Raw genomic sequence first — 16,079 nt, forward strand, 5'->3', positions numbered from 1 at the left:
CACGCGTGTTACGGTCCTGCGCTCGCGCCGGCCCGCATCGCGGGTCCGCTTTCTGTTCGCCGTGTCGCCTCCTGCTGTGCGTCGCGTCATCCACAGGAGTCGTCCGCATGGTCGAACTACTGCAGCGCGCACGCGCCGTGTTCCATTTCTTCTTCCGCACGCTGGATCTGCCGCTGCTGGGCGCCTTGTGCCTGCTGATGGTGGCCGGCCTGGCCGTGCTGCACAGCGTGGACGGGCCCGTGCATGCGCAGGCGATGCGCTACGGCGCCGGGCTTGCCGCCCTGTGGGGGCTGTCGCGGCTGCCGGTGGTGGAACTACGCGCGTGGTCGCCGTGGATCTACACCCTGTCCCTGCTGCCGCTGCTGGCGGTGTATGTGGTGGGCACCGGCAAATACGGCCAGCGCTGGTTGAACCTGGGCGTGTTCTATCTGCAGCCCTCCGAGCTGCTCAAGCTGAGCCTGCCGATGATGATGGCCTGGTACCTGCACAAGCAGCCGTTGCCGCCGCGGCCGCGTGCGGTACTCACCGCCGCGATGCTGATCGGTGGCCCCGCCGTGCTGATCCTGCTGCAGCCCAACCTCGGCACCGCCACGCTGGTGACCGCCAGCGGGGTGTTCGCGCTGCTGTTGGCGGGCCTGCGCTGGTGGTGGATGGCCGTGGCCCTGGGCGGGCTGTCGGTCGCTGCGCCGCTGGCCTGGTTCGGGCTGCTGCGCCAGTACCAGAAGGATCGCGTGCTGACCTTCCTGTACCCGGAGAACGATCCGCTGGGCACCGGCTGGAACATCATCCAGTCCAAGATCGCGATCGGCTCGGGCGGCATGCACGGCAAAGGCTGGGGGCAGGGGACCCAGGCCACGCTGGATTTCCTGCCCGAGTACACCACCGACTTCGCCTTCTCGGTGCTGGCCGAGGAGTTCGGCTGGGTCGGCGTGGTAGTGGTGCTCAGCCTGTTCCTGTTCGTTACCGCGCGCTGCCTGTGGATCGCCAGCCAATCGCGCTGTGGCTACTCGCGCCTGTTGGTGGGCACCACCGGCCTGGTGTTCTTCGTCTATGTGCTGGTCAACGGCGGCATGATCTCCGGCCTGCTGCCGGTGGTGGGCGTGCCGATGCCGCTGATCAGCTATGGCGGCACCTCGGCGGTCTCGCTGCTGGCCAGTTTCGGGCTGGTCATGGCCGCACGACAGCACCAGCCGGTGCATGCCACATGAGCGACGTTTGCGCAGCTGCTGCGCGGGCACCCATGGGGAAACGGTTTCAGGTGCACACGTTGTCAACGCGCGCGGGCAAAAGTGAGAAGTGGCGCACAGATATGAAGTGACTTGATCTCGATCAATGGACTTGTCGTAAACGGCCTGCACAATGGCGGCCCGCCAACAACGACGCGCTGAGCCAAGCATCGCGGAGGGGGAGTCTGGCGGGGAGTAGTTGACCTCACAGGCAGAGGGGCGAAGCGCGCGCTGGGGAGATGCGCGCCGCGCCGCTGCCGATCAGGTCCGGTTTGGCCGGTTGCGTCTGCGGGGATGGGGACGCAACCGGCGAACCTCTTGTGCCGTCCCTACCAACTTCCAAAAGTGAGACGTGCATTGCGTGGCCGCCCTTGCTGGGCTGCCCCGGCCGCTTGGTGGCGGGCCGTGCCGCACACCGGTACCGCCGCGATCATGGCGCCCCTGCAGCAATACATGAATGGGCGCCGGTCATGCGCCTGTCTACACACGGCCTTAACGGCAGTGGAGAAACTCGGGCAATCCGTTGAGATTCATGGTCTTAGGGGTTTTAATTCATCCATGACCTGCTAACCTGCCGCGATGATTCGACGCTCCCTGGCCTGCATGCTCACGCTCGGTTTGGTCGCTTGTGCGACCCAGCCGCAGACTCCTTCACCGACGCCGCAGGCCTCGGGTGTTCCCGTCACGCCGGCCCCCGGCAGCAAGGGTCCGGCCGAAGCTGCCCCGGAGGCAGCTGGGGCCAACGCCGCCCCGGTGGATCTGACCCCGGTGCCCTTCGAGGTGGCCCGCGCCAACTTCGTGCGCGATACCGCCGCCCGTTACGGCATTCCGGCCGCGCAGATCGAGGCGACACTTGCCCAGGCGCAGATCCGTGATCCGATCATCGCCGCGATGTCGCGCCCGGCCGAGCGGGTCAAACCGTGGAACGAGTACCGGCCGATGTTCATCAGCCAGGCGCGGATCGAGGGCGGAAAGAAATTCCTCGCCCAGCACCGCGATGAGTTGATGCGCGTGCAGCAGCGCACCGGCGTCCCGGCCGAGGTGATCGTGGCGATCATCGGCGTGGAAACCAGCTACGGCGGCAATACCGGCAACTACCGCGTGCTCGATGCGCTGTACACACTGGCCTTCAAGTACCCGCGCAGCGGCGACCCGGCCAAGCTTGAACGTGAAGTGCGCCGCGAGCTGTTCTTCCGCGACGAGCTGTCGCGCCTGTTCGCGCTGACCCGCGATGAAAAGCTGGACATCACCGCGATCAAGGGCAGCTACGCCGGCGCGATGGGCATGGGCCAGTTCATGCCCTCCAGCTATCTGGACTATGCGGTGGACGGCAACGGCGATGGCCGCCGCGATCTGTTCAACAGCTACGACGACGTGTTCTCGTCGATCGCCAATTACTTCGTCAAGAAGGGCGGTTGGGTCCGGGGTGGCCCGGTGGCCGTGCCGGCCACGCTGCAGGCCGGTCGCGAGGAATTCAATCCGACCGAATGGGCGCCGACCTGGACGCTGTCGCAGCTGGCCCAGCGCGGGTACCAGCCCAGCGTGCCGGTCGCCGCGGGCCTGACCGCCACCCCGATCACCCTGGAAGGCAGCACCGGCAAGCAGTACTGGCTGGGCTTCCAGAACTACTACGCCATTACCCGCTACAACCTCTCGAAAATGTATGCGATGGCCGTGTACCAGCTGTCCCAGGCCATTGCTGGACAGGAGTTGCCGCCGGCATGAACACGATCGCACGCTCCAGATGGCTGATCCCGGGTCTGTTGATACTGGCACTGGCCGCCTGCAGCAGTGCGCCGAAGAAACCCGGTGCCAGCAGCGCCGGCAGCAGCAAGCCGTCCGCCGCGGTGGTGCAGGGCAAGGGCGGGCGTCCGGCGCATTGTCCGGAAGGCTCTCCCTACAAGGCGGCTGCTGAAGATCCCAGCACGCGCGGCGATTACCGCGCCGGCGGTCTGTACAAGCCGGGCGTGAATGACAGCACCCCCACCTACATCCCGAACGTGGCCTGCATCCCCGAGCCGGAAGTGGTCGATCTGCCGCGCTCGCCGATCGGCAACAAATCGCCGTACGTCGTGCTGGGCAAGCAGTACCAGGTGATGGACAAGACCCGCGGCTATGCCGAGAAGGGCACTGCTTCCTACTATGGCGCCAAGTTCCACGGCCGCCTGACTTCCAACCGCGAGGTGTACGACATGTACGCCTTCACCGCCGCGCACAAGACCCTGCCGCTGCCGAGCTTTGCCCGGGTGACCAACCTGGACAACGGCGAATCGGTGATCGTGCGCGTCAACGATCGCGGCCCGTTCCACGATGGGCGCGTGGTCGATCTCAGTTATGCCGCCGCCGTGCGCCTGGGCATCACCCAGCGCGGCACCGGCAACGTGGAGGTGCGTGCGCTGGCACCGGGGGATGACAACCTGATGGTCGACAAGCCCAGCCGCCGCGAGCGCCGCGAGGTCGCCGCCGCTGCGGCTGCCGCCGCCTCCGCGCCCGCCGCTGCCGTGCGCAGTGCCAGCGAGATGGATGCGCTGGTCGGCAAGCTGCCGGCCGCCACGGCGACCGCTGCCGCCAAACCGGCCGGCGAGAAGTACCGCTACCGCGTGGCCGATTCGGCCAAGCCGGGCAACGCCGACAACTTCGATCACTGGATGCGCGACAACGGTGTGCGCGTTGCCACCGGCAAGCCCGCCACCACCCAGGCTGCCAGCGTCAACAGTGCGCCGGTGGCGGTGGCCGCATTGCCCGCCGCCGCACCCGCGGCACGTCCGGCACCGGCCCCCGGTGCAACGCTTTCCCAGCAGGTGCTCGGCAGCGTGCTGCTGCAGGTCGCCAGCTTCGCCAGCCGTGACAACGCCACCCGCGCGCTCGGCCAGCTGTCCTCGGCGGGCATCGCCGGGGCCAGCATCAGCGACATCGTCAGTGGCGGGCGCACCCTGTGGCGCCTGCGCGTGCCGGCCCCCGACCATGCCAGCGCCTCGGAACTTGCCGGCCGGATTGCCGGTCTGGGCTTCGGGGCGCCGCAGATCGTGAAGGACTGAGCCTTCCACTGCCCGCGGCACGCCAGCGCGTGCCGCCGCTCCTTGGGCCTACAATGCCCGTTATCCCTCATCCACCCCTTGGCGCCCTCCAGGAGCTTGCTGTCCGATGAAATTCCGCTTTGCCGCCGCTGCCATGGCCACGACCCTGTTCGTGGGCATGGTTTCCGCCCAGACCCCTGCGCCGACCCCGGCACCGGCGCCTGCTCCCGCCGCCGCCGCTCCGGCCACCGTGGCGACCCCGCCGGCCCCCAAGCCCAGCGTCTCCAAGGCCTGGATCCTGATGGATTACGCCACCGGGCAGGTCCTGGCCGGTGAAAACGTGCACGAACAACTGGCCCCGGCCAGCATCACCAAGGTGATGACGTCGTATGTCGTGGCCGCCGAGGTCAAGAACGGCAAGGTCCGCACCGATGACCAGGTGATGATGAGCGAGCGCGCCTGGCGCGAGGGCGGCGCCGGCACCGACGGCAGCTACAGCGGCTTCCCGGTCAACCAGACCGCACGCCTGGAAGACATGGAAAAGGGCATGGCGATCCAGTCCGGCAACGATGCCGCGATCGCCCTGGCCGAACACGTGGCCGGCAGCGAAGAGGCCTTCGCCTCGCTGATGAACAGCTACGCGGCCAAGATCGGCATGAAGGATTCCCACTTCGTCAACGCCCATGGCCTGAGCGCCCCGGGCCACCACACCACCGCGTACGACCTGGCCCTGCTGGGCCGCGCGATGGTGCGTGACTATCCGGAAACCTACGCCTACAACAAGGTGAAGGAATTCACCGTCGGCAACATCACCCAGCCCAACCGCAACCTGCTGCTGTGGCGCGACCAGAGCGTGGACGGCATCAAGACCGGCCATACTTCCGAAGCCGGCTACTGCCTGATGAGCTCGGCCCAGCGGGGTGACCAGCGCCTGGTCGCCGTGGTGCTCGGTGGCGGCTCGGAAAAGCAGCGCGCCGATGACAGCCTGGCGCTGCTCAACTGGGGCTTCCGCTTCTTCGAAACCCACCGCATGTACGAGCCGGGCAAGGTCGTGGCCGAGCACAAGGTGTGGAAGGGCAAGACCGACAAGCTGCAGCTGGGCGTGGCCCAGCCGATGCTGGTCAGCGTCCCGCGCGGCCGCTACAACGATCTCAAGCCGAGCATCGATGTGCCCAAGACCCTCGAAGCGCCGTTCACCGCCGGCCAGCAGGTCGGCACCCTGAAGGTGATGCTGGACAACCAGGTCGTCGCCCAGGCCCCGCTGGTGGCCGTGGCCGCCGTGGAAGAAGCCGGCTTCTTCAAGCGCCTGTGGGACAGCTTCTGGATGTGGTGGGAATCGGAGTAATCCGGTTCGACCGCACTGAAAAAAGACCGGCGAAAGCCGGTCTTTTTTTGGGGTGGGCGATGAGCCGACCAACGGTCGGCAGCTACCCGCTTCACCATCAGTCGCTCGCTTACAGCGACCGGCTGATCGTGAAGCTGCCGAACACCGGCGCCTCACGCTGCCCATCGAACTCGCGCGTGCTGTGGTAACGGGCCAGCGCGAACTTCCAGCGACCGCGCATCACCGCCAGCCCGTAACCGGCCGTCCCCACCACGTGGCGCTTGTCCACGCTGTGGCTGTTGCGGAAGGTATTGCCGTCCAGCGTGATATCGCGGATCACCCACGCCGCATCCGTGGTGGCGAACAGATGCCACGACCAGCCGCTCGGCTTGCCGCCGCGCGTCGGCGCAGTGTTCTCACCGGCCGGGCGCAGCGGCGTGCTGCCGAAATCATCCGGCAACTTCCAACCAAAGCGCACCTCGCCACCGGCATTGAGGTGCGTGGCCAGATTGCCTACCGCGCCACCGTAGTGGCTGATCGCATCCCAGCCCCAGCCGCCCAGGTTCTCACTGGCGTCGGCCGGCCACCGGCGCATCCGCTCGTGCGTGAGCATGATCACCGGCTCGTTGTGCAGCTGGTTGTCCCAACCCTGGAACTTCTCATCGCCCAGCAGCTCGTGCACCGCGTTCTGGACTTCCTCGCCCTGGGCCCACGGCCCCACCACGCCCAACGCCAGCTGCGTGGTCTGCAACCGGTCGCCGCGACGCGCGTTGTAACCGAAGCTGCCGATCAGCACGCCCGCATACGGCCGGTCGTCCTCGATCAGGTCCTTCCGGGTGAAATCGGTGGGGGTGAAGATGCCCTGGGCCAGGCTGAAGATCATGTTCTGCTGTTCGTACTCGCCCGGATGCAGCCGCTCCAGGTGGCTGTTGACCCAGCGCGCCAGGCGCGGCAGGCACGGGTCATCGGTGTAATCGACCAGGTTCGGCGAGACGAAGGTGATCTGGGCGCCGTTGGTATAGCCCTGGTCCTGGTCCTTGCCACCGAAGAGGTCGTTGTCGACGCGGAAATTGACCTGCGGCGGGTGCTCGCGCATCGCATCGGGCCCGCATTGAGTGGCGGCGTGGGCGGCAGGCGCGGCCAGGGCCAGGACACCGGCGAGTGCGGCCGGCAGCGCAAAGGGCTTCAGAGACATGGGATACCAGGCGGGGATTTATTCTTTCTTAAGCCGGTACAGCGTAATCAGAGCGTGATGTCGTGAACAGCACTGCGCACGCACTGCTGCGTATCAGTGGCGATACAGGCGTTTTCACGGGCCGTTCGGCGCCGCTGTGCGCACGATCAAGCAGCGCTTGGGTTCGGGCGCAGGCATCCCCATAATCCCGGTCATGGAGATCAAGTCTGACAACCCCGACCACGGCTTCCAGTTTCCCGGCCAGTTCGAACTCAGCGCCATGGGCGCAGCCGGCAAGGACCTGGAACGCGAACTGCCGCGCCTGCTCGAGCTGGCCGGCGTGGATGTGCTGAGCGAGCGCATCAGCTGGAAACACTCGTCCAACGGCAAGTATGTGTCGGTGCGACTGGTGTTCAAGGCGGATAACCGCGACCAGTACGACGCCGCCCACAACGCCCTGCGCGACCACCCGGAAGTGAAGTGGACGCTGTAACCAGCTGCGCCACCGCTGCGGCCCCGGGTGACCGGGCGCCGCAACCGGCCATTGTGCGCGACCTCGGCCGCCAGCCCTATGCCCCGGTCTGGCACGCGATGCAGCGCTTCACCGATGCCCGCACCGAGGACACCCCCGACGAGCTGTGGGTGGTCGAGCACGACCCGGTGTTCACCCTGGGCCAGGCCGGCAAGGACGAGCACGTGCTCGCCCCCGGCGATATTCCCGTTCTGCATGTCGACCGCGGCGGCCAGGTGACCTACCACGGCCCCGGCCAGCTGGTGATCTACCCGCTGCTGCAGCTGCGTCGGCTGGGGATCGGCGTGCGCGACTACGTCTGCCGCATCGAGCAGGCCATCATCGACACCCTCGGCGACTGGAACATCGGCGCCGAGCGGCTGGAGGGCGCGCCCGGGGTCTACGTGGGCGGGGCGAAGGTCGCCGCCCTGGGCATCCGCGTCCGCCGTGGCTGCACCTTCCATGGCCTGTCCTTCAATGTGGCCATGGACCTGGAACCGTTCCGCCGGATCAACCCCTGTGGCTATCAAGGGCTGCAGGTGACCTCGGTGGTAGACTTGGGGGGACCGTCCGGCATGGCAGCCGTCACGCCGGTGCTGCTGGGCCATCTTGCCCGCCAGTTCGGCCTGGCCCTCGAGCCGGCCGCTGAATTACCCGATTTGACTGACGCGGCGTGAACGCCGCCGACCAAGGCCATGACTGAAACCACCGCTCGCCTCATTCCCCTGCAGGTTGTGCAGGGCGACACGCCGTCCGCCGCCCCGTTGCAGACGGGCGTCAAACAGATCGGCGGTGACAAGATCGGCCGCTCCCCGGTGCAGTTCGCCGACGTGCCGGTGCTGCGCAAGCCGTCGTGGATCCGCGTGCGGATTCCCTCCGGCAATGCCGTGCAGAACCTCAAGGCCAAGCTGCGCGAAAACCGCCTGGTCACGGTCTGCGAGGAAGCCAGCTGCCCCAACATCCACGAGTGCTTCAGCCACGGCACCGCGACCTTCATGATCCTCGGCGAGGTCTGCACCCGCCGCTGCTCGTTCTGCGACGTCGCCCACGGCCGGCCCAAGCCGCCGGATGCCAACGAGCCGGCCAGCCTGTCCCAGACGGTGGCGGACATGGGGCTGAAGTATGTCGTGGTGACCAGCGTGGACCGCGATGACCTGCGCGACGGCGGTGCCCAGCACTTCGCCGACTGCATCGGTGCCATCCGCGCCAGGTCGCCCAACACCAAGATCGAAGTGCTGACCCCGGATTTCCGTGGCAAGGGCCGCATGGAGCGCGCGCTGGAGATCCTGGCGACCAACCCGCCAGACGTGTTCAACCACAACATCGAAACCGTGCCGGACCTGTACCGCAATGTGCGCCCGGGCGCGGACTACCAGTGGTCGCTGACCCTGCTCAAGAAGTTCAAGGCCCAGCACCCGGAGATCGCCACCAAGTCAGGCATCATGCTCGGCCTCGGCGAGACCCTGGAGCAGGTCCAGGCCACGCTGCGCGACCTGCGCGAGCATGATGTGGACATGATCACGATCGGCCAGTACCTGCAGCCGACCGCGCATCACCACCCGGTGCTGCGTTACTGGACCCCCGAGGAGTACAAGGCGCTGGAGGAGTACGGCAATGCGCTGGGCTTCAGCCACGTCGCCTCCGGTCCGATGGTGCGCTCGTCCTACCATGCCGACCGCCAGGCGGCCGACGCCGGCGTCGCCGGTTGATCCAGCGGGCCCTTCGGGGCCCGTTCTGCCAATCCACTCCGTCTTTCCCCGGCCGCGGCCCTGAACCGCGGATGGCCGCAGGCCTGTGCCTGCCTGCCGATCCCGCCGGTATTCACAAATTTCTCCAACGGCCTCGGTAGGCTGAAGGCCCCGGTGACAAACGCGGCAACTTTCGGCACTGTCGTGGTGTCTGTAATGCACGCAGTCTCTCCCTTGGCAAGGTGCCACGAGCTAGTCCATGAAATTCAAAGCCCCCGCATTCCTGATGGCCCTGGCGCTCACCGCGCCGATGGCACTGGCCGCCTACGCCGATTCGCCCGCGCTGCCTTCGGCGGCAACACCCGACCAGGTGACCACCTCCAAGCTGGTCTACGGGCTGCTGTCGGACAGCCGATACGCCTACCGGCCGCGCGCACTGGATGCCGCGACCTCCAAGGACGTCTTCAAGCGCTATCTGGAATCGCTCGATAGCAGCAAGCAGTTCTTCACCCAGGCCGACATCACCCGCTTCGCCCCGTTCGAGGCCAACATCGCCACCGCCATCCGCGGCGGCGAGCTGGAGCCGGCGTTCCAGGTGTTCGCGGTCTACAAGCAGCGCGTGGGCGAGCGCGTCGGGTATGCGCGCAAGCTGCTCAAGCAGGACTTCGATTTCAGCACCGACGAAAAGTTCGAGTACGACCGCAAGGACGTGCCGTGGGCCGCGAGCAGCGCCGAACTGGACGATCTGTGGCGCAAGTCGGTCAAGAATGATTGGCTGCGCCTGAAGCTGGCCGGCAAGCAGCCGGCCGAGATCCGCAAGACGCTGGACAAGCGCTACGCGACGCTGGAAAAGTCGGTCAATGAGTTGAAGGGCGAGGACGTGTTCCAGTTCTTCCTCAACGCCTACACCAGCGCCGTGGACCCGCACACGGATTACTTCACCCCGCGCACCGCCGAGAACTTCAACCAGGCGATGTCGCTGTCGCTGGAAGGCATCGGCGCGCAGCTGCAGCGCCAGGACGACATGGTGGTGATCCGCGAGGTCATCGCCGGCGGTCCGGCCGCGGTCAATGGCACGCTCAAGCCGGGCGACCGCATCGTCGGCGTCGGCCAGGGCAAGTCCGGTCCGCTGGAAGACGTGATCGGCTGGCGCATCGATGACGTGGTGGCCAAGATCCGTGGCAAGAGCGATACCCAGGTCCGCCTGGAGTTCATCCCGGCCGAAGAAGGCGTGGACGGCAAGCACCACACCCTGGTGCTGACCCGCCAGAAGGTGCGTCTGGCCGAACAGGCCGCCAAGGGCGAGACCCTGACCATTCCGGCCAAGGATGGAGAGCCCGAGCGCAAGGTGGGCGTGATCAAGCTGCCCACCTTCTACCAGGACTTTGAAGGCCGCCGCCGCAATGCCGCGGACTACGCGTCGGCGACGCGCGACGTGGCCAAGCTGTTGGCCGGCTTCAAGGCCGACAAGCTCGACGGCGTGGTGCTGGACCTGCGCAACAACGGCGGTGGTTCGCTGGATGAAGCGATCGAACTGACCGGTCTGTTCATCGAACAGGGCCCGGTGGTCCAGGTCCGCGAATCCGGTGGCCGCGTCACCGTCAACAGCGACCGCAGCGAAGTGGTCGCGTGGGATGGCCCGCTGGCCGTGCTGATCAACCGCGGTTCGGCCTCGGCCTCGGAGATCTTCGCCGGCGCCATCCAGGATTACGGCCGTGGCCTGGTGATCGGTGAGACCACCTTCGGCAAGGGCACCGTGCAGAACATCGTCGATCTGGACCGGTGGCCGAGTGGCGAGACCCAGCGCTTCGGCCAGGTCAAGCTGACCATCGCCCAGTTCTTCCGCGTTAGCGGCAGCAGCACCCAGCACAAGGGCGTGGTGCCCGATCTGGCCTTCCCGGCCAGCGTGGACGCCAGCGAGTACGGCGAAAGCACCTACGACAACGCGCTGCCGTGGACCCGCATCGCCGCGGTGCCGCACACCCAGTACGGCAACTTCGGCCCGCTGCTGCCCAAGCTGGAAAGCCGCCACGACACGCGTATCGCCGCCGACAAGGAGTTCCAGTGGTGGAACGAGGATGTCGAGCAGTTCCGGGCGGAGAAGGCCAAGAAGTACATCTCGCTCAACGAGGCCGAGCGCCGCGCCGAGCGCGAGAAGCAGGACAAGCAGCGCACCGATCGCCAGGCGATCCGCAAGCAGCTGGGCCTGGATCTGGACCCGCTGGCCGACGACAGCAATGACGACGGCCTGACCGGCAACGAACGCGACATCGTCAAGGATGCCGCCCGCGAGAAGGCCGCCGAAAAGCGCCCGGATCCGCTGCTGCGCGAGTCGGCGGCGATCCTGGCCGATGCGGTGAACCTGCTCGAGGCCGACCGCCCGCTGTCGGCCCAGGTCCTGCCACAGTCGACTGCCGCGGGCCGCTGGGCGGACTGACCACCGGCCGCCACCAGCTGAACAGGTGACAACTCCACAGGCCGCCCTTCGGGGCGGCCTGTGCGTATCCACCTCCTGCCAACGCGCACGGGTCTATCCTTGGAGGCTGGATTTCCGCAGGAGCGGCCATGCGCTTTCGTCGTGTACGTTCGATCCCGCTGCTGGCGGTGTTCGCCGCCTTGACCGCCTGTGGCGGCCGCGCCGCCGACAGCACCCTGATCCGTGAGTCGTTCGACTCCGGCGATACCTATTCGCGCACGGTGCCCGGCCCGCCTGCCCAGGCCTGCGAGGCCGCCCGCCGCACCCTGCTCAGCCAGGGCTATGCGATCGCCCGCGCCGGCGATGATGCCGTGGAAGGCAACAAGAACTTCCAGCCCAGGGATGAAGAGCACGAGCAGCTGGTGCTGCGTATTTCGTGCGCGCCGCGCGGTGACCAGGCGCTGGTGTTCGTCAGCGCGGTGCAGGACCGCTACGCGTTGAAGAAAAGCCCGACCTCGGCCAGCGTCGGCGTCGGCGCGCTGGGCTCGGTCTCGCTGCCGTTCGGCAGCAATGACGACTCGCTGGTGAAAGTGGCCAGCAGTACCGTGCAGGACGCCACCTTCTATCGCCGCTTCTTCGAGCGCCTGCAGCAGTACCTGCCGGCAGCGGCCGTGCCCGAGCCCAGCCCGGCTGCCGCGCCGGCGACCGCCCCCGCTGCGGCGGTGGAGCCGACGCCAGCCACGGTGGTGAGCGATACCCCGGCCTCCCTGCGCTGAGCGGGCGGGGGTGCGGCGCGCCATGGCAGCAGGATCGCGGCGCTGGCGCCGCTGTGCGCTCGCGGTGCTGCTGGGGCTGATCCCGGCGGCCAGTGCGTGGAGCGCGGCGTCGTGCGCGCAGGGCGTGCTGGAAGCGCTGGGCTGGCAGTTCAGTGAGGCGGACGTCGCTGCGCCGGTGGTCCATGCCGGACCGGTGTGCGAGCGCGCCGACCTGCGCCAGGCGCAGGCCGCAGGTGACCTGCGCGTACGGCTGCCGCGGCAGTGGTCGGCGCAGCAGCGCCAGGCCTGGCTGCCGACCCTGTTCGATGACCCGGGCACGGTCTGTGCGTATGCATTCAAGCTGGGCGCGGCCACGCGCCGGGCCACCACCGCCCTGCAGAACAACGACGGCTTCCGCTTCTCGGCCTTGCAGCTGGGCTGGATCGGTTTCGGTGCAGGCGGCGCGCAGGCCAAGGGCTGGGAGCGCTTCCGCAGCTTCGGTCGCGGCTATCAGCCGGCCGAGGCCAACAGCGCGGCACTGCAGACCTTCTACGAGGGCCGCGTACGGGCCGAATGCGGGGTCGGCCGCCAGGTCGCGCAGTTGGCGACCCAGCGCGAGCTGTACGGCGATGCCGCGTTCGATCGCGAGTTCTCGGCCGATGAGCTCTCCATCGGCACCTTCCTGACCCTGCACGAGACCGACAGCATCCTGCTGGGCCGGCACGCCGGTGAGTTCCTGGCCGATGGCAAGGCGAAGCAGACCGCCCTGCGCGGGCGGCAGGCCTTCGTCGGCACGCCCGGTTTCATCGAGCACGTGTTCGAGCGGAAGTACCTGGACGACATCAACAACCAGGCCGAGAACTTCGTGGTGGTCGATGTCAGCGATGCCGCGGCACGCGCGCTGCGCGAGCACGACGGCTTCGCCCATTACGACCAGGTCAACCGGCGTATCTGGTCACTGGCCCAGCGCATGCCGGGCCCGGGGCCGCGCCGGTTCGAGCGGCTGCTGATCGAGCGCGATCCGATCTGGCGGCGCGAGGTACCGGCCGAGCAGCAACCGCTGCTGAAGGAACTGGATGCGTTGCTGGACGATCCGTTCTACCAGGGGTTCCTGATTTACGTGCATCCTCGCGGTATACGTCCTATCGGATATCACATCGCGCGCCTGCTCGATCGCAATCCGCGCACGCCGTTCGCGATCGAGCTGGGGCTGCACAATCTGCACACCACGTTGTACCGGCGCTGGATCCAGGCGCAGCTGCGGCAATGCGCGGCAGCGCCGGTACCTCCTGTTACACAACCGCATTCGCAAGCTGAGCAAAGGTGAGTCATGGATATTGCAATGATTGGGCTGGGCCGCATGGGCGCCAACATGGCCGAGCGCCTGCATCACGGCGGACACCACGTGATCGGTGTCGATCCCGGTGAGGCCGCGCGTACCGCGGCCGCCGAGCGCGGTTTCGAGGTCAGTGCCTCGATCGCCGAGACGCTTGCGGCGCTGCCGGTGCCGCGCGTGGTGTGGCTGATGGTGCCGGCCGGCGTGGTTGACCAGACCCTGGCGTCGCTCTCGCCGCATCTGTCCGAAGGCGACGTGGTGATCGACGGCGGCAACTCGTATTACAAGGATTCCATGCGCCGCAGCGAGCAGCTGCAGGGCGAGGACGTGACCTACATCGACTGCGGCACCAGTGGCGGGGTGTGGGGCCTGCAGGAGGGCTACAGCCTGATGATCGGCGGCGACAAGGCCGCGGTCGAGCGGATCGGGGCGATCTTCCGCACGCTGGCACCGGCCGAGGACCGTGGCTGGGCGCACGTCGGCCCGAGCGGGGCAGGGCACTTCTGCAAGATGGTCCACAACGGCATCGAGTACGGAATGATGCAGGCCTACGCCGAAGGCTTCGCGCTGATGCAGCACAAGACCGACTTCAATCTCGATCTGGCGCAGGTGGCCAAGGCCTGGCAGCACGGCAGCGTGGTGCGCTCGTGGCTGCTCGACCTCAGTGCCGATGCCCTGGGCCGCAACCCGCAGCTGGAGGGCATCGCGCCGTATGTCGAAGACTCCGGCGAGGGCCGCTGGACCGTAGCCGAGGCGATCGATCTGGACGTGCCGGCGCCGGTGATCACGCTGTCCCTGCTCGAACGCCTGCGCTCGCGCGAGAAGAATTCCTTCAGCGACCGCCTGCTGGCGGCGATGCGTAATGAGTTCGGTGGTCACGCGATCAAGACCACGTAAGCCGGACCAATGCGGGCCGGCGAAGGTGATCGTCCGGCCCGTGGCCGCCAGCGCTGGATCCCCCGGCCAGAGTGAGTGAGCCAGGGCGTTGCCTCAGAGCGTTATCCGTCGCCCGCTGCGCGCACTTTCCGCACCGGCCTCCAGCAGGCGCATCAGCTGCAGCGCCTGCGCGGTGCTGACCGGTGCCTCTGCCACGCCCAGCATCGCATCGCGGAACTGCGCATAGAACGCACGGTAATCACCGGGCACGTTGTCCACGGTGCTGCGCTGGGTGTGACCCTCGGCGTCGACCCGCACCAGATGCCCGTGCTGCGGGTCCAGGCCCCAGCCCGGCGCACCCGGTGCGATACCGCGGCGCAGCTGGTCTTCCTGCACGTCCAGCCCGTCTTTCAGATAGCTGCCGGCATCGCCATGCACGATGAAGCGCGGGCCGGAGGCGGCCACCAGCGAGCCGGCGTGCAGGATCGCGCGGTGCCGCGGGTAGTGCAGCACCGCGTGGAAATAGTCGTTGCCCAGCGCGTGCTCACGCTGCGCCATCAGGTCCACGCTGATCGCGCCGGGCCAGCCAAACAACTGCAGCATCTGATCCAGCAGATGGGGGCCCAGATCCATCCACAGGCCGCTGCCGGGCGCATCGCTTTCGCGCCAGCGCTCGCGCACCTGCGGGCGGAAGCGGTCGAAGTGGGAATGGCATTCGGCGACGCGACCGATCCGGCCCTCGTCGATCACCTGCTTGAGGGTGAGGAAGTCGGTGTCATGGCGGCGGTTCTGGAAGACGGTGACCACGCGTTCGGCCGCCTGCGCCGCCCGCACCACCGATTCGGCCTCCGCAACGGACAGCGCGAACGGCTTGTCGACCAGTACATGCTTGCCCGCCGCGAGTGCAGCGCGCGCCAGAGGGGCATGCGCATCGTTCGGCGTGGCGATCACCACCGCATCCACCGCCGGGTCGTCGAACAGCTGCTGCGGGTCCGCGCAGATGCGCACATCGGTGAAGCTGCGCAGCAACCGGTCGCGCTGCGAGCTGACGATGCTGTGCAACGCCAGGCCCGGCGTGTGCAGGATCAACGGCGCATGGAAGACGCTGCCGGCCAAGCCATAACCGATCAATCCCACCTGCAGTACGGCGGCCATGGTGCGCTCCAACATAACGGGGCAGGACAGCGTAACGGCTGGGCGTGCGCGGCGGAAATCTGAACGGTTTGGCCGCAAGCTGAGTGGTTCACGGCAGCGTTATGCGGCGCCCACGTCCCGTCCACGGCCCGGCACGGACACTGGCTGCACATCCGCAAAGGAATTCGAACATGACCAACACGACCCGTAATCTGCTTGCTGCTTCGCTGGCCCTGGGCATGGTGCTGGGCACCTCTTCCGCCATGGCCAAGGATCCGCCGAAGACCACCGATCATGCCGCGATGACCCACGCCGATACCCACGATTCGGCTGAGCCGGTCACCGACAGCTGGATCACCACCAAGGTCAAGACCGACCTGCTGACCAGCAAAAACGTCCCGGGTACCGAAGTGAAGGTGGAGACCGTCAATGGCGTGGTCACCCTCACCGGCACCGTGGCCAGCCAGGCCGAGCATGACAAGGCCGTCCGTGTGACCCAGCAGATCAAGGGCGTCAAGCGTGTCGACGCCGCTGGCCTGAAGGTCGCCGCGACCGCCGCCAAGCGCTGAGTCCTGCTGCACCGTTGAACAGAGCGCGCCTTCGGGCGCGCTTTTTTGTGCGC

Annotated in this window: 14 protein-coding genes; 12 read left to right on the plus strand and 2 right to left on the minus strand. The window is 67.4% G+C overall.

From position 1 onward, the window contains the following. Nucleotides 1-107 precede the first annotated feature (107 nt). The 4 genes from rodA to NJD74_RS18065 all read left to right on the plus strand — a co-directional run bounded on the left by rodA (nt 108) and on the right by NJD74_RS18065 (nt 5,588). Nucleotides 108-1,208 (plus strand): rod shape-determining protein RodA, encoded by a 1,101-nt coding sequence (gene rodA, locus NJD74_RS18050; protein WP_319624711.1) that lies wholly within the window; start codon nt 108-110, stop codon nt 1,206-1,208. A gap of 597 nt (nt 1,209-1,805) precedes the next feature. Then, on the plus strand, nt 1,806-2,951 hold the full coding sequence (gene mltB / locus NJD74_RS18055) for a lytic murein transglycosylase B (protein WP_261997309.1): 1,146 nt from the start codon (nt 1,806-1,808) through the stop codon (nt 2,949-2,951). Beyond that, the gene (locus NJD74_RS18060; protein WP_019186037.1) at nt 2,948-4,264 is read left to right on the plus strand and encodes a septal ring lytic transglycosylase RlpA family protein; all 1,317 of its coding nucleotides are present in this window, start codon (nt 2,948-2,950) and stop codon (nt 4,262-4,264) included. Before mltB ends, NJD74_RS18060 begins: the two co-directional genes overlap by 4 nt. Nucleotides 4,265-4,370: 106 nt before the next feature. Further along, nucleotides 4,371-5,588: a D-alanyl-D-alanine carboxypeptidase family protein gene (locus NJD74_RS18065; protein WP_070471949.1), complete on the plus strand. Its 1,218-nt coding sequence runs from the start codon at nt 4,371-4,373 to the stop codon at nt 5,586-5,588. 109 nt (nt 5,589-5,697) lie between these two features. On the opposite strand, the gene NJD74_RS18070 is transcribed toward NJD74_RS18065, so the two are convergent. After that, nucleotides 5,698-6,762, minus strand: a complete 1,065-nt coding sequence (locus NJD74_RS18070) for a lipid A deacylase LpxR family protein (RefSeq protein WP_019186035.1) — start codon at nt 6,760-6,762, stop codon at nt 5,698-5,700. A gap of 193 nt (nt 6,763-6,955) precedes the next feature. Between NJD74_RS18070 and NJD74_RS18075 the strand changes: the two genes are divergently transcribed. The 7 genes from NJD74_RS18075 to gnd all read left to right on the plus strand — a co-directional run bounded on the left by NJD74_RS18075 (nt 6,956) and on the right by gnd (nt 14,344). Continuing rightward, on the plus strand, nt 6,956-7,234 hold the full coding sequence (locus tag NJD74_RS18075) for a DUF493 family protein (RefSeq protein WP_019186034.1): 279 nt from the start codon (nt 6,956-6,958) through the stop codon (nt 7,232-7,234). Then, nucleotides 7,222-7,929, plus strand: a complete 708-nt coding sequence (gene lipB, locus NJD74_RS18080) for a lipoyl(octanoyl) transferase LipB (protein WP_046274256.1) — start codon at nt 7,222-7,224, stop codon at nt 7,927-7,929. Before NJD74_RS18075 ends, lipB begins: the two co-directional genes overlap by 13 nt. A gap of 18 nt (nt 7,930-7,947) precedes the next feature. Next, a complete protein-coding gene (gene lipA, locus NJD74_RS18085; RefSeq protein ID WP_070471954.1) occupies nt 7,948-8,961 on the plus strand; it encodes a lipoyl synthase in 1,014 nt (337 codons plus the stop codon). A 238-nt stretch (nt 8,962-9,199) separates the two neighbouring features. Next, nucleotides 9,200-11,377, plus strand: a complete 2,178-nt coding sequence (locus NJD74_RS18090) for a carboxy terminal-processing peptidase (protein ID WP_019186031.1) — start codon at nt 9,200-9,202, stop codon at nt 11,375-11,377. 128 nt (nt 11,378-11,505) lie between these two features. After that, nucleotides 11,506-12,132: a DUF2242 domain-containing protein gene (locus NJD74_RS18095; protein ID WP_070425951.1), complete on the plus strand. Its 627-nt coding sequence runs from the start codon at nt 11,506-11,508 to the stop codon at nt 12,130-12,132. A 22-nt stretch (nt 12,133-12,154) separates the two neighbouring features. After that, nucleotides 12,155-13,438 (plus strand): hypothetical protein, encoded by a 1,284-nt coding sequence (locus tag NJD74_RS18100; RefSeq protein ID WP_319624712.1) that lies wholly within the window; start codon nt 12,155-12,157, stop codon nt 13,436-13,438. Nucleotides 13,439-13,441: 3 nt separating this feature from the next. Continuing rightward, nucleotides 13,442-14,344 (plus strand): phosphogluconate dehydrogenase (NAD(+)-dependent, decarboxylating), encoded by a 903-nt coding sequence (gnd, locus tag NJD74_RS18105; RefSeq protein ID WP_319624713.1) that lies wholly within the window; start codon nt 13,442-13,444, stop codon nt 14,342-14,344. 93 nt (nt 14,345-14,437) lie between these two features. On the opposite strand, the gene NJD74_RS18110 is transcribed toward gnd, so the two are convergent. Next, entirely contained in the window at nt 14,438-15,478 is a 1,041-nt protein-coding gene (locus tag NJD74_RS18110; RefSeq protein ID WP_319624714.1) for an oxidoreductase, read from the minus strand. A 170-nt stretch (nt 15,479-15,648) separates the two neighbouring features. Here NJD74_RS18110 and NJD74_RS18115 point away from each other — a divergent pair, with 170 nt between their 5' ends. Further along, nucleotides 15,649-16,026 (plus strand): BON domain-containing protein, encoded by a 378-nt coding sequence (locus NJD74_RS18115; protein ID WP_019186026.1) that lies wholly within the window; start codon nt 15,649-15,651, stop codon nt 16,024-16,026. Nucleotides 16,027-16,079 lie beyond the last annotated feature (53 nt).

Source organism: Stenotrophomonas sp. RG-453, assembly GCF_033843685.1.
GTDB classification, from domain to species: domain Bacteria; phylum Pseudomonadota; class Gammaproteobacteria; order Xanthomonadales; family Xanthomonadaceae; genus Stenotrophomonas; species Stenotrophomonas bentonitica_A.